We start from the raw sequence: 13,856 nt of genomic DNA, 5'->3' as shown, positions 1-13,856 counted from the left end.
CGCTTACACGGTTATCGGAAATTCCGTCGCCGAGATTGTATCGCGCAGGATTTGTCCCTGATCGCGATTGGCAAAGATCTCAAACGCTTTGCGCTCGAGCATCCGCCGCCGCGGCTCGTCGCGCACAAGCGCCACGCAACTCCGCACCAGCTCCGAATAAGGAACGGCGATCATAGCCGCGCGGATATCCTCGTCGATTTCCGTTTTCGGGCCGCACTCCGAGACGACCGCTTTTCCATTCGCCAGAAGATAAGACGTGCGCACGATTTCGTGGATGCTGTCCTCGTAGAAGTGCATGTTGAGAACAACTTTCGCGTCGGCGATGGCTTGCTCGCGTTCGTCGCCGTAGACGCTAAAGAGATATTTTACGTTGAGGCCAGCCTCAGCCAGCGCTTTCAAAACTGCGCTTCGCCGCTCGTTCGTGCTGCCGTAAAAGAGCACGTCGATCGGCTGCTCCGACGGCGGCAGGCTGCGCCGCATCTCGGGCACATAGCCGATGCTGAAATGCCGGATGTTCGGGTTCTGCGTCATGCGGCGAAGCTCGACAATATTGCGCATGCTGTAATCCCAGACCGGCAGCCGCTTCAGTAGGCTGAGATAGACCGGGCGGCCGCCGACATCGAACCCGCTGATCTGCTCGAGGTTGATAACGACCGTATTGCCGGGAATCCGATCCGCCATTTCCTGCGAGCCGACGAGGTGCGCCCCGAGCAGGAGATTGACGCCTGAAGGCATGAACGAATTGCTGCGTCGCGTCGCGCGAACTCCGAGCGATTGCAATGCGCTTGCGAGTCCGGCAGCGAGATCGGCGAACGCCGCGGAATGCGGATTGCCGTCCGGCGTAATGGTGACGATGTTGACGTCCTGCCATGGCGCGGAAATCGGCTCGGCGCTGAGGAAATCCGGTCCGAAAAGATCGGCATCATCCTTGGCTCGTGATGCCCCCGCGGCCGAGGCCGCGCCGTGTGTCTCCGGTGCACTTTGTGCAAGCGCCGCAGCGAGCTTCTCTTTCGCGTCGTTCGCCGCCGGATCGAGTTCCACGGCGGTGTGGAACGCCTCCGCGGCGTCGACGAATTTGCCAAGCCCGAAGAGCATGTCGCCCAGCATTTCCCAAGATGGCGCCGAATTATAGCCGAGGCTGATCGCCTTGGCCTTCGCTCGGCTTGCGAATTCGAGCTGTCCGAGCGGAACGAGAACTGTCGCCAGCGCCTCGTAGGCTTCGGCGCACTGGGGTTCTTTGAGAATGGCCTTGGCGAAGATCTCTGCGGCTTCGTTGAGGCCGCCTGCGCGCGCGATCTGCAATCCCGCCAACAGCAGGTCTGTCGCCGTCGCCGTTTCGAAATCGAGCGCTGTGACCGCGTTCTGCGGCGCTTCCGCCTCATCCGGAAGATCGGCAAGGGACGGCCATTGTTGGTTCATTGCGAACGAGATCTCCGAACGGACCTGCAGTCCGGCGTCCGGATGGACGAGAGACCAGCCCATGATCTCGCTATCCCAACAAGCCTGCGCGAGACTGGCGATCCCGTGGCGGTTGCGGCTAGAACTCATCAATGCTCAATCGCGCGCGTGATCCTTTGCCAGCGACGCAAGCGCAAGCGTCCGTGTGCGATCGATGGCCGATGCCTGCTCGGCCAGAAAAACGAACGCCGGATGCTCTTCGCTCAGAGCCGGGACGAACTTTACGCCTGCCTTGTGCCAAACGGACCAAACGACCTGACCATCAATGGTCAACTCGGGCGAAAGCGAAATCTGGATCGGATCGCCCGCCGCCAGGCCTTTGATGCCGTCGAGCCGTACTCCCGATACAGAAAAATCGACGACGCGAACCTTCTGCGTCACGCCGCGGCAATTGACGATAGCCCCAAGCATAACGCGCCGTCGCGGGTCGCGCCGCCGCAAATAATTTTGCGATAAAATAGATGCTGGCATTTCGCCTCCAAATTCTTCGCACCTTGCGTGAGGAAAGCGCTCGCGACGGATGGTTTGCAGAAAAGAGTATCTGCGCGGCTAATCGCGGCCATGCCGATCAATCAGTACTCTAATCAAATTGTTCGGAATGGCTCGCCACGCCGAAGATCTCCCCCGAAAGCGCTGGAAACCGACCTCCGGCCGCCTGTGGTACGTCAAGTATAACATCGCCTATAAAGGACTAGTTCATTTGCTCGAAGTGTTTTCTTTTAAGCCAGCCCAAGACCCCGAGGCGCATAGGAATGCATTGCTTCGTTCTGCTGTTTGTGGATCTCGCCTTGATATCCGCCTCGACTCTCGCTGCCGCGTGTCTAAGCGTCCCAGAGGGAACGCTTCCGCAGATGGCAGCCGTCGCAGGCTACGAAGCCTGCACCCTGGCGATTGCGATTCCGATCGTGCTGATCTTTCGCCTCAATCGCCCCGTTTGGCGCTTCACCTCGCTCGGTGACATCCTGAATGTCGCCGGGGCGGTGATGACAATCGCGATACTCGCTGCCGTGCTGGCCCATTTCACTGGCGCCATGTCCGGCTTGCCGCGGCTCATGCTGCTCCTGCAGGCGCAATTGATGTTGTCCACGCTTGGCGGCGCACGTGTTGCAATGCGCATCCGGCACGACCGCCGCAGGCAGGCAAGGCAGTCGCGCGTCCGTATCGGCAGCGCGCCGGAGAATGTGTTGATTGTCGGTCCGCTGACCGATCTTTTCATTCATTCTGCAACGACCGGCAGCAATGCAAGCATCAATATTGTTGGTATCCTGTCGAATATTGAGCGCCACCACGGCCGCTTGCTGAGATCACGAAAAATTCTGGGGCCGCCCGACGCCATCTGCGAGGCACTTCACGATCTTTCCGTTCATGGCATATTCGTAGATCGCGTGGTGATGGCATTTCCGCTTGAGTACTTGCCGAAGAATACGCAAAAGCTCCTCCTCGAATTGGAAAAGAGCGGATCCATTCGCCTCGAATATCTGTCCGCTCCCAGCGACCGGCGCGATGCAAGCGGCCGGCGTGAGTTTGGGTTCGGAGGAAATTGCGGGCCAGCTGAACCTTTGCCCAATCCATATTTGCGCTGGAAGCGCCTGATCGATGCCTCGGTGGCGCTCCTTTGTATTATCTGTTTTGCCGTGCCGATGCTGATCGTCTTCCTGGCTGTTTTGCTCGACGTCGGCTTCCCTGTGATTTTCTGGCAGCAACGCCCTGGCGCACTCGGCCGCCCGATCAAGGTGCTGAAATTCCGCACGATGGGCCCGGCACGAGACCGCGAAGGTCGGACATTGACGGACGATCAGCGGGTTTCGAACATGGGCCGTGTTTTGCGACGGCTCCGGCTGGACGAGCTGCCGCAAGTTTACAACGTCCTTCTCGGCCATATGTCTTTGGTCGGCCCCCGACCGCTGCTGCCGGTTGATCAGCCGTCGGCACCGTCGGCCCGCTTGCGGCTTCGCCCGGGATTGACCGGCTGGGCGCAAATCAAAGGTGGCCGTCATATTTCCAGCGAGGACAAGGCGGCGCTCGATCTCTGGTATATTAAAAACGCTTCGTGCGCGCTTGACCTGAAGATCCTCGCCCATACCGTCCGCATGGTCTTATTTGGGGAACGCGTCGACCGGACCGCTATTCGCCAAGCATGGCAGGCGCTTCAAAACGATCCGATCGCTCCGATGCCCGTCGAGAGACCCGGATCTAATCCGATCTGATTGCGTCGCAGCATAAAACTGCATCACCCTTTCTATTCGGCGTTCAAATATCCCTTGGAATGCTTCGGCTCATACGGGAAGCGTATGACTGGCATTCGGAACCGGCGTGGCAATCACGCAGTTTATCCTTCCGAGGAATAGAAATCGGGCCGACGGATTTCGAATTGAATCGTCGTTTTCAATATCTTGAATTCGGGGCACTAGCCGAATTGCCGATCGTCCTGGGCTGGACGGCGACGCTAAACTGCGGCAAAAATGTGTGCACACGTCTATTGCGTAATTCTCACGGGATCGGTATGGCCACCCCGACAATTCCATTCATTCCGGAAAGATATTGATCGACACCGCGTGTTCAGGTGCGGCGGGACATAAAAACTGCAGTACGGAGTATGAGTATGCTGCGGACGGGGATTGCTGATTATAGTGAGGGGGCGCTGGCCGTCGACGTCGCCGCGCTCAATCCTCAGGCGAATAACGGCGCCAGCCGGACCCTCGCCCAGAATGAACTGCTATTCGAAGCAGGCGATATCAAATCAAAGCTTTATCAAGTCGAGTCGGGCGCGTTGTGCATCTATCGCACGCATCCCGACCTGCGGGTCGAGATCGTCGAGCACGTTCTGGCTGGCGAGCTCGTCGGCATGGGCTATCTCGAACGGCACACGGACAGCGCCCGCGCGACGGTCGAAACCAAGGTCCGGTGCATCGATCTGGATGCCGTTGACGAACTCATCGAGACCGACCCACACAACAGGGCCCGCTATCACGATGCGATCGAGCGCGAATTTGCGTTCCGGCGGGAGAGCCTCTCCAACGCGTCGCGCGAACGGCCGATGGTCCGGGTTGCCTCGTTCCTGGTCGCGGTCTCCAATCGCATCGGCGAGGAGGGCGGCGACCCGAGCTTTGTCGACGATACGGTCGATTGCGGCGTGATCGCTGATTTCCTCGGGCTGAGCGTCGACCTTCTGGCGCTGGCGCTAGTCCAGCTCGAGATGCGTGGACTGGTCGAGACGGCGCCCCCTCATGGCCTCCGGCTTAAGGATATCGCCGCCCTCGAAGACATCGCGATGGAGCGGGATAACGTGCCTGCGTTATGGGCTCGGTCCTCGGAAGAAGAGCTGCGCGCAGCCCTTCAATAATCCAATAAAGCGAACTGCGCTTCATGCGGCGAGGCTCAATGAGCCTCGCCGTTCCTTTATTGCGTCGCCTCGCGCCCTTTCTCGATAACGTCTTGACCAATAGAGACGAATGCGAATGCTGCAGTTCGCAAGTCGAGAGGAGCTGCCATGGCCCTAGAACAAAATTCCGCGAGCGCCGAACGAGACACCGTCACGCGGCGAACGCTTCTGGCAAGCGCCCTCGCTGCAGCAGCTCTGCCATCCGCTGCCCGGGCCGAAGATGCGCCGCCCGCGACGGCTTCCGCGGCTTCGGGTCTGAACTCCCGCCGCATTCCCGCTCGCGACTTGCCCGTCCCGAAAACGGTTAGCCGCGAACTACAGGCCGTCATCGGCGCGCCGTATCCGCTTGGGTGGGACGACATTCCGCAAGACGCAACCGCCTGGAAGGACCTTGCATTCAAGAGTGCCGCTTCGGTCGCCAATGACATTGCCGCAATCGGAAAGCATTTCGACCTGCAGATAGAAAAAACCGCGATGGCCGGGGTTCCGGTTTTCGTCATCACCCCTCCGGAGATCGCGCCCGCCAATCGCGATCGTTTGTTGCTCCATATTCACGGCGGAGGCTTCGTATTGTTTCCCGGCGAGGCCGGCGCCGGCGAAGGCATGATGATGGCGGGCTATGGCAAATTCCGCGTCGTCTCGATCGATTATCGAATGGCCCCGGATTTCCCCTTTCCCGCTGCGCTCGAGGATGTCACCGCCGTTTGGCGCGTGCTGTTGGCGTCCTATGAGCCGAGCCGAATGGCGATCTTCGGGACATCCGCCGGCGGCGCTCTGACACTCTCAACAATCTTGCGCGCCAAGGCCGAAGGATTGCCGCTACCGGCAGCAATTGCGCCCGGCAGTCCGTGCGCCGATCTCACGTGGGCAGGAGATACCGTCGAGGCCAACGCCTACGTCGATAATTCCCTTGTCGCTCACACCGGATGGGTCGGCGCCGCCGCCACGCTCTACGCCGGGACACATGACCTCACCAATCCCGAACTCTCCCCGATTTTCGGAGACTTCACCGGCTTTCCTCCGGCGATCCTGACGTCCGGCACGCGCGATTTGCTTCTGAGCGACACAGTTCGGGTCCATCGCAAACTTCGGCAAGCCCACGTCGATGCGCGTCTGCAGGTGTTTGAAGGGGAAAGCCACGCGCAATTCCTGACACCCTTCGTGCCTGAGACCACTGAAGCATTCGGCGAGATCGCGCATTTCTTCGATGCGAATTTGTCTTCTTAATATTCCGACGCCGACAATCCCTTTTTCGGACGACTGCAATAAAACCATCGCAGTTGATAACGATTGCTTACGCTCGCGGCATGCTAAAGTGAGGGAAATGCTTGGTTTTTTAGCACCCAAGGTGCACGCAATTTTAAGCAAAATGGATTCAAATTCGATCCTGCCGGCGGTGAAAGCCGCGAATAGATTTTTTCGAGCGAGGATCAATCTCAGATGTCGTACATGCGCATTTTGCTTGCAATTGTCCTGACGGGACTTGCATTCCCCGCCGAGGGGAACTCCGCTTTTGCCGACGAAACTCAGACCATCTCGGACGCTGAGTTCGCGCGGCATCAGAATGAACTGATCGATGCGGCGCTCGCTGCTTCGGCTCAAGCGAAATTCGATCGCGAACGTAACGAAGAGATCAACGCGTCTCTCGCCGCCGTCGCCCGGGCGCGCGCCGAAGAGGCGCAGCAATCGGACGTTGCCGACCTCGAACGCGAGCAGAACGCGCTCGCCGATGCATCGATGGCGCGCGTCGCCGCCATCCAGCTCGCCGAGTTCGAAAAAGAGCGCAATCAGGAAATCGATGCCGCCATGGCAGTCTACGAAGCGGTCCGGTTCGCCGAGGCACGCAATGCCGAGATCGAACGATCGTTGGCCGCCGTCGCGGCAGCACGCCAGGAAGAGCAATTCGCGGCGGCACGCAATGCCGAAATCGAAATTTCGCTGTCCGCGGTGACTTCCGAGCGGCACCTGATCGAAACCGGCAGCATCTCGCGATAATCGCACCCAAGCGGACGAACACGACATGCGCCCCGGGGACTGAAATCCGGGGCGCAATTGTTCGTCACAATCCCATCATCGCCATGACCTTGTCGACGGCCAACGTCGGCAGCAGGGTGCCCTCGCGCACCGACGCTTCGATCTTCGGCAGCTCCGCGCCGACGTCCGGGTTCGCCTTGAGTGCGCTCATCAGCCGATCTTCCAGCATGTCGCGCATCCACGACACCGCTTGCATCTGACGACGCTTCGTGAATTCGCCCGTCTCGCTCATCGTCTTGCGATGTTCGAGCACTTTCTCCCACAGCTCCTTGAGGCCGCGATTGTCACGTCCCGAAACGGTCAGCACCGGCGGAAACCAGGTCGCGCCATGCGGGGTGAAGATCTGCAACGCATTCTTGTAGTCGGCCGCCGCGCTCTGCGCGCGCTTGATGTTGTCGCCGTCGGCTTTGTTGATGGCAATCATGTCGGCAAGCTCAATAATGCCCTTCTTGATCCCCTGCAGGTCGTCTCCGCCGCCAGCAAGCAGAAGGACGAGGAAGAAATCGACCATGTCGGCAACGGCAACCTCCGACTGCCCGACGCCGACCGTTTCGACGATCACGACGTCGAAACCCGCCGCCTCGACCAAAGCCATCGTCTCGCGCGTGCGCCGCGTCACGCCCCCAAGCGTCCCGGATGATGGCGAGGGCCGGATGAACGCATTCTTTTGCTGGGCAAGCTCGTTCATGCGTGTCTTGTCGCCGAGGATCGACCCACCGGACCGCTTCGACGTCGGATCAATCGCGAGCACGGCCACGAGATGGCCTTCGGAGATCAGGTTCATGCCGAGCTGATCGATCGTCGTCGATTTACCGACACCCGGCACGCCAGTGATACCGAGCCGGACCGCTTTGCCGGTCCTGGGCAGCAGCTCCTGCAGTACTTTCTGCGCCAACCGTCCGTGTTCGGGATTCGAGCTTTCCACAAGCGTGATGGCGCGCGCGAGCATGGCCCGATCGCCCGCGGCTATGCCCGAGACATAGTCGGTAACTGAAATTTTGTGTGCTGGAAGGGCGGTTACGGCCATGATGCAGATGCTGAATCCTGTTCTTTCTACGACGCGACCCTGGACAGGAAACCGCTTCACCGCAAGGCGGGATTTTCGCTCTTCCTCGTCACATTCCCATGCCATAGAGCCGGTTGCTTGCTAAGCTCAAGCTCCGTCGCCTTTTGGGGAGGGCCGCGTCAATGGAGGGGAACGTGATTTCCGCAGCCAAAGGCTGGCGCCGGCCAGCATCGCTCGTGCGCGCAGGATTGGCCGTAGTCATTGCATCGGCATTGCTGGCGGGCTGTACCCAAGCGCCTAAGTTGGCCAAAGCCCCCGAAGAACAATCGCGGTCTGTCGCCGAGGAACCGGCAGGTGGCGCTGCGCCCCCGCCTTCGCCAGCCCCGCAGGCATCCGCTCCTAAGCCGCAGGCAGAACCTTCGCCTGAGCCTTCGTTCGGCGACAACGATCAAAAGCAGACAGCGCCGTCCGAAGAGCAGCCCGGGATCGAGAGACACGCCTATCGCAAGAAGAAAGCCGCGCCGCCGCCGACGGAAGAAACCGAAAGCGAGCAAGGAGCCGGAGGCGGAGCCGCGCCCGATTCAGCACAGGACGAGCCACGCGCGTCAGGCGAGGCCGATGCGCCGGCGGCACCTGCACCCGAAGAGCCGGCGACAGCTGAAGCACCGGCGCCAGTCGAGGCGGCTCCGCCGGTCGATGAAACGGCCGCTCCGATGCCCCCTCCGCCACCGCCGCCCGCCGCCGCTGCTCCTCCGCCCGCTGCACCAGCCACAGCCGCTCGCGCCGCCATCGAGGCGGACCCGAACAAGAAATATAAGGTCATCCCTGTTTTCTATGGCACGGACCGCGCCGTCGAACCCGACCCGGCGCGCCTGCAGTTCGGATCGGAGCGCGGACATAAGCTACAGCTTGGCAGGGCGCTGATAACCGTCCCATTCGTGCATAAGGTTCCGCAGATCGAGCGGCCGCGCGAAATCGAGATCCCCTATTTCAAGATCAAGATCTACGCCGAGAAGGAAGACCCCGATAAGCACTTCACGGTGCAGGAAATCACTAGCCTCACCGAGGATCAGATGCTCGCCCTGGTCAGGGAGCAGATCGCGAAATCATCGACCTTCAAAGACCACGCCTTCGTTTTCGTCCATGGCTTCAACACATCGTTCGATTGCGCTCTCTATCGGACCGCGCAAATCGCTTACGACTTGGGCTTCGACGGCGTTCCGTTCCTTTATAGCTGGCCCTCGGGCGGCAACGTCGCGAGCTACACTTACGACCACGGCAGCGTCGAGCAGGCCGAGCCGATGCTCGCGGAATTTCTCGACATGGTCATCCAGAAGAGCGGCGCAAAATCCATCAGCCTCATAGCGCATTCGATGGGCAATGAGCTTCTGCTCCGCGTGCTTGAACGCCTGAGGCCGAAGATTCCCAAGGGTGTGGTCATAAGCCAGGTGATCCTGGCCGCGCCCGACGTCGACCGGGACAAGTTCAATATCATCGCGCGCGAGATCACGAACTTCGCCAAGGGCGTGACGCTCTATGCGGCGTCAAACGACAAGGCGCTGGGCTATTCGACACGCTTCTGGGGCGGCGTGCCGCGCGCCGGCGACATTCCCAAGGATGGTCCGTTGATCGTCCCGGGGGTCGACACCATCGACGTCTCGGCCGTTTCGACCGATGCCCTCGGCCTCAATCACTCCGGCTACGCCGAGAACCCGGCTTTGCTTAGCGACGTCAAAGCGCTGGTCGAATACGGTATTCGACCTCCGAACAAGCGCTTGAACAGCATTGTCGCGGTGGAATCGGCGGCAGGCACATTCTGGCGTTTCGAAGCGTCGAACTAGGTAAGGGAACGCTAGCCGCTGGCGCCGCTTCCGGGCGTCCCGTTTCGGTGTTCCAGAAAGCCGAAAAGGTGGCTGGTCCGCCGGGCCGATTTCTTTTCCTCCTGCCCTCGCTCCGCTGGCTGCCGCGCGCCGGATGAAGGCTCTCGGCTCGCATCGCCGCCGTGGTGGCGGCGCTCCGAAATCGTTAAACCGTAGTAGAGCAGGGTAAGCAGAATTATCGGCGCGCCGATCAACGACAAAATCAATAGAATGTCGCTTAAAAATCCGTCCACGACGCAAACTCCCTAAAATCCAAATTAGAACGTGAGGGGAGTTGCGAAAGTTCCCTTGTGCTATGGATGGAGACCGGTCCTCCGCAGGCCGCCTGCGCCCTTGCAACAGGGCAATTTGTCCGTCGTCAAAGCGCAAGCTCGCGGAACGTGCGGAATGGGACGGAAAAATTTAGATGCGGTGGTGCTCAGATGATCGATAGGCAGATGCCGGCGGCAGTCATTTTTGGATTTCTCGCGTTGGTCGCTTGGCCGGTTCCATTTTTTTGCAAAGCCTCCGCCGACACGCTGGCCCAAATCAAGGTGCCCCAAGGTTCAGAGCTTTATCGTGAGCACTGCGCCCAGTGTCACGGCGCCGACGGCACGGGCGATGGCCCGATGGCCAAGGTCCTGACCGTCCACCCGGCCAACCTGACCGCCATCAGCAAGAGCAACGGCGGAACCTTTCCGGCCGAGCGTATCGCCGAGATCATTCGCTACGGCGGAGATATTCAGGCGCACGGCGAGCGGGCAATGCCGATTTGGGGCAAGGTCTTCAGCCTGGAAGGCGGCACTGGCAAGGGCGGCGCTGCATTTTCGCGACGCGCAGTCATCGAGCTAAAGAGCTATATTCAGTCGATCCAAAGCAAGTAACTCGCGCCGCGGGCAACGTTTCGTCTGGGCTCGACGCATGTGCCGTCTTGCGTCGTCGCGCCGCAAAACGATGCCACTGCGTCACCGGAACTTGTGCGATTTGGTGCTGGCCCGTTAGAAAGTCGACGGGGTCGCAACAGCACGATTGGAAGGCCGGTGAGCAAGCTCAAGACGGTTGTCGAAGAGATTGTCGATGATATGCGCGGCATGGCCGAACGCGGCACCGTCGCCTCCTACATTCCGGAACTCGCACGCGTTGATCCGAAATATTTCGGCATCGCCGTCATCGACAGCGACAACAACGTTGTCGTCGGTGGCGACGGCGACGTGCCGTTCTCCATTCAAAGCATCTCGAAGGTTTTCACTCTGACCTTGGCGCTGGGGAAGTTCGGCAATCGGCTTTGGACGCGCGTCGGCCGCGAACCATCGGGTAGCCCATTCAACTCGATCGTTCAGCTCGAGCGTGAGCAGGGCATTCCGCGCAATCCATTCATCAATGCTGGCGCGATCGCCGTGACCGACATGATTCTGTCCGGCCATCTACCGCGTGAGGCGCTCGGCGAAATCCTGAGGTTCATGCAATTTCTCGCCGACGACCCGAGCATCATGATCGACCATGAGGTCGCGGCCTCAGAGCATCGGACGGGCTTCCGAAACGCTGCTCTGGCCAATTACATGAAGTCCTTCGGCGTCCTCGATAACCCGGTCGACTTTACTCTCGGCGTCTACTTTCACCATTGCGCCATCGCCATGTCATGCCGCCAGTTGGCGATGGCAGGACGCTTTCTTGCACAATTTGGCAGCAATCCCTCGACCGGACTGCCCGTTGTTCAACCCGAGCGAGCGCGTCGGATCAACGCGCTCATGCTGACCTGCGGCCATTACGATGGTTCGGGCGAATTCGCCTACCGAGTCGGTCTGCCGGGCAAGAGCGGCGTCGGCGGCGGCATCTTGGCTGTCGCGCCGGGTAAGGCTTCTATCGCGGTCTGGTCGCCGGGCCTCGATCCGTCGGGCAACTCTCGCCTCGGCCAGATGGCGCTTGAGAAACTGGCGATGAAGATGGGGTGGTCGGTCTTCGGCGCCTGACGCCAACCGATAGAACCGCGCGTCTCGAATTTCGTCCGCCTAAGCACAGGCCGCGCGACGCGCTTTTTTCCAATTCGGTGCGGATTACCGTGAAATGATCCGGAAATTAACGATGATTGGCGACTGCACGCAGAAACGCCAATTCGCGCAAAAGGTTCAATCAACCCTTCGCGCGACCATCGCCGGACATTGTGTGAAGTTTGTAGCCACCAAGATGATGTGGCGCATCAGCTCCAACGCACCACGCGTGCGTCTTCCTCGACTGCTTCTTCATGATACCAGCAGTCGCTAAACCCGACCTTGCGGAAATGCCATGCCGGCAAGATCGCAGCGGCCGTCTTCACCAAGCGCTCTCCGTGCAACGACGCACGTCCGCCCTTGGGGAACTGATAGATTTTCGCAGTGGGTCTTAATTGCCTTTCTTCCATTTTAGCCTCTCGTTTCGCTTCGCCGGGCGCTTGAGCTTACCGGCTCGTCCCATATGGTGGCCTGATTTTCCTGATGCCTCAATTAAAATCAGCAATTGCCCATATTATGAGCATGCCAGCTTTTGCATCTTTCGGTAGCATCCGTCGCGGTAGTGAACGCTTATTGCTGCCGTCGTGTTCCGCCGCATCGCCTTTTGGCTCTGTCGGGGATGCTTCACATAAGGAGGTCGGATGCTGACTGCCAGTTCCCAGGCCGAGGTTAATCACCTCAGCACCGGGAATGTGTCTGGAGGCATTTTCAAAGCCGTGAGAAGCGCCGCCCGGCGGCGTCACGGCGGCATCCATGTGATCGCCATTTCTCCCAGATGCCGGAGCGCGTTTGCCGCGCCCCCCGCGCCTTCGGGCCTTCGTGGCCAGCTGCGCCATCGGCGGCCGCGCACGCACTAGGAATTTCACAGACGTCAAACTTAGGGAGCAGTCCAGAATGACGAAGTACAAACTTGAGTATATTTGGCTCGATGGCTACAAGCCGGTGCCCAACCTGCGCGGCAAGACGCAGATCAAGGAATACAGCTCATTCCCCGATCTCGCCGATCTCCCGCTCTGGGGCTTCGACGGTTCGTCGACCCAGCAGGCTGAGGGCCACAGCTCCGATTGCGTTCTGAAGCCCGTCGCCCACTATCCCGATCCCGCCCGTACCAACGGCGTTCTCGTGATGTGCGAAGTCATGATGCCGGATGGTGTCACGCCGCACGTTTCCAACAGGCGCGCGACCATTCTCGACGACGCCGGCGCCTGGTTCGGCTTCGAGCAGGAATACTTCTTCTACAAGAATGGCCGTCCGCTCGGCTTCCCGTCTGAGGGCTACCCCGCTCCGCAGGGCGAGTACTACACGGGCGTTGGCTACAAGAACGTCGGCGACGTTGCCCGCGCGATCGTCGAAGAGCATCTCGATCAGTGCTTGGCTGCTGGTATCAACCACGAAGGCATCAACGCCGAAGTGGCGAAGGGTCAGTGGGAATTCCAGATTTTCGGCAAGGGCTCCAAGAAGGCCGCTGACGAAATGTGGATGGCGCGCTACCTGCTTCTCCGTCTGACGGAAAAGTACGGCATCGACATCGAATTCCATTGCAAGCCGCTCGGTGATACCGACTGGAATGGCTCGGGCATGCACGCCAACTTCTCGACCGAATACATGCGTACGGTCGGCGGCAAGGATTACTTCGAAGCGCTGATGAAGAACTTCGATAAGAACCTTATGGACCACATCAACGTCTACGGCCCGGACAACGACAAGCGTCTGACCGGCAAGCACGAGACCGCGCCGTGGAACAAGTTCAGCTACGGCGTTGCCGACCGCGGTGCCTCGATCCGCGTCCCGCACTCGTTCGTGAAGAACGGCTACAAGGGCTACCTCGAAGATCGCCGTCCGAACTCGCAGGGTGACCCATACGCCATCGCTTCGCAGATCCTGAAGACGATCTCGGAAGTGCCGGCCGGCGCCGCTGCGAAGGCTGCTTAAGCTCTCTAATCATGGCGCCGGCTTTTCCAGTCGGCGCCATGAGTTTATCTGGTGGACCCTGCCGCCCTGACTTGCCTTTCGGCGTGCCTCGAACGCGCTCCAACCGGCGGAGCGGGTGCGCCCGCAAATCCGTGAACATTGTAACGTCCGACTTCGACGCCGCGTACTGTTCGGCATGAGCGCTTGGCCTAGCAAAT

The 13,856-nt window shown here is 60.0% G+C and carries 14 protein-coding genes; 8 read left to right on the top strand and 6 right to left on the bottom strand.

Annotation, left to right across the window (positions count from 1 at the left end; genetic code table 11):
• Positions 1-3 precede the first annotated feature (3 nt).
• A complete protein-coding gene (locus QM780_RS09675) occupies positions 4-1,548 on the bottom strand; it encodes a tetratricopeptide repeat protein (protein WP_415070258.1) in 1,545 nt (514 codons plus the stop codon).
• 6 nt (positions 1,549-1,554) lie between these two features.
• Positions 1,555-1,929, bottom strand: a complete 375-nt coding sequence (locus QM780_RS09670; RefSeq protein ID WP_415070257.1) for a PilZ domain-containing protein — start codon at positions 1,927-1,929, stop codon at positions 1,555-1,557.
• 380 nt (positions 1,930-2,309) lie between these two features.
• On the opposite strand from QM780_RS09670, the gene QM780_RS09665 reads away from it, so the two are divergent.
• From QM780_RS09665 to QM780_RS09650, 4 genes are all read left to right on the top strand, one after another.
• Complete coding sequence (locus QM780_RS09665) at positions 2,310-3,665, top strand: sugar transferase (RefSeq protein ID WP_415070256.1); 1,356 nt, start codon at positions 2,310-2,312, stop codon at positions 3,663-3,665.
• A 395-nt stretch (positions 3,666-4,060) separates the two neighbouring features.
• Positions 4,061-4,801: a Crp/Fnr family transcriptional regulator gene (locus tag QM780_RS09660; protein WP_415070255.1), complete on the top strand. Its 741-nt coding sequence runs from the start codon at positions 4,061-4,063 to the stop codon at positions 4,799-4,801.
• Positions 4,802-4,948: 147 nt separating this feature from the next.
• Positions 4,949-6,067, top strand: a complete 1,119-nt coding sequence (locus QM780_RS09655) for an alpha/beta hydrolase (RefSeq protein WP_415070254.1) — start codon at positions 4,949-4,951, stop codon at positions 6,065-6,067.
• 213 nt (positions 6,068-6,280) lie between these two features.
• Entirely contained in the window at positions 6,281-6,835 is a 555-nt protein-coding gene (locus QM780_RS09650) for a hypothetical protein (RefSeq protein ID WP_415070252.1), read from the top strand.
• A gap of 64 nt (positions 6,836-6,899) precedes the next feature.
• Here the strand turns inward: QM780_RS09650 and meaB are convergent, their stop codons facing one another.
• Positions 6,900-7,901 carry a methylmalonyl Co-A mutase-associated GTPase MeaB gene (gene meaB, locus QM780_RS09645; protein ID WP_415072000.1) on the bottom strand — a complete coding sequence of 334 codons (1,002 nt, stop codon included), beginning with the start codon at positions 7,899-7,901 and terminating at the stop codon, positions 6,900-6,902.
• A 161-nt stretch (positions 7,902-8,062) separates the two neighbouring features.
• Between meaB and QM780_RS09640 the strand changes: the two genes are divergently transcribed.
• On the top strand, positions 8,063-9,721 hold the full coding sequence (locus QM780_RS09640) for an alpha/beta hydrolase (protein ID WP_415070251.1): 1,659 nt from the start codon (positions 8,063-8,065) through the stop codon (positions 9,719-9,721).
• An 11-nt stretch (positions 9,722-9,732) separates the two neighbouring features.
• On the opposite strand, the gene QM780_RS09635 is transcribed toward QM780_RS09640, so the two are convergent.
• Positions 9,733-9,993, bottom strand: coding sequence for a hypothetical protein (locus QM780_RS09635; RefSeq protein WP_415070250.1), 261 nt, complete (start codon positions 9,991-9,993; stop codon positions 9,733-9,735).
• Between the two features lie 189 nt (positions 9,994-10,182).
• Between QM780_RS09635 and QM780_RS09630 the strand changes: the two genes are divergently transcribed.
• A complete protein-coding gene (locus QM780_RS09630; RefSeq protein WP_415070249.1) occupies positions 10,183-10,623 on the top strand; it encodes a c-type cytochrome in 441 nt (146 codons plus the stop codon).
• Between the two features lie 156 nt (positions 10,624-10,779).
• Positions 10,780-11,709: a glutaminase gene (locus tag QM780_RS09625; RefSeq protein WP_415070248.1), complete on the top strand. Its 930-nt coding sequence runs from the start codon at positions 10,780-10,782 to the stop codon at positions 11,707-11,709.
• Between the two features lie 227 nt (positions 11,710-11,936).
• Here QM780_RS09625 and QM780_RS09620 read toward each other — a convergent pair whose 3' ends face one another.
• Both QM780_RS09620 and QM780_RS09615 read right to left on the bottom strand, forming a co-directional pair.
• A complete protein-coding gene (locus QM780_RS09620) occupies positions 11,937-12,137 on the bottom strand; it encodes a DUF2735 domain-containing protein (RefSeq protein ID WP_415070247.1) in 201 nt (66 codons plus the stop codon).
• A 78-nt stretch (positions 12,138-12,215) separates the two neighbouring features.
• Positions 12,216-12,482, bottom strand: coding sequence for a hypothetical protein (locus QM780_RS09615; protein WP_415070246.1), 267 nt, complete (start codon positions 12,480-12,482; stop codon positions 12,216-12,218).
• Positions 12,483-12,621: 139 nt separating this feature from the next.
• Here QM780_RS09615 and QM780_RS09610 point away from each other — a divergent pair, with 139 nt between their 5' ends.
• A complete protein-coding gene (locus tag QM780_RS09610) occupies positions 12,622-13,659 on the top strand; it encodes a glutamine synthetase beta-grasp domain-containing protein (protein ID WP_415070245.1) in 1,038 nt (345 codons plus the stop codon).
• Positions 13,660-13,856 lie beyond the last annotated feature (197 nt).

The organism is Hyphomicrobium sp., assembly GCF_047600905.1.
In the GTDB taxonomy this organism is placed as follows: domain Bacteria; phylum Pseudomonadota; class Alphaproteobacteria; order Rhizobiales; family Hyphomicrobiaceae; genus Hyphomicrobium_B.
The sequence above is the reverse complement of the archived record's forward strand: the minus strand, read 5'-3'. Positions and strand labels throughout refer to the sequence as shown.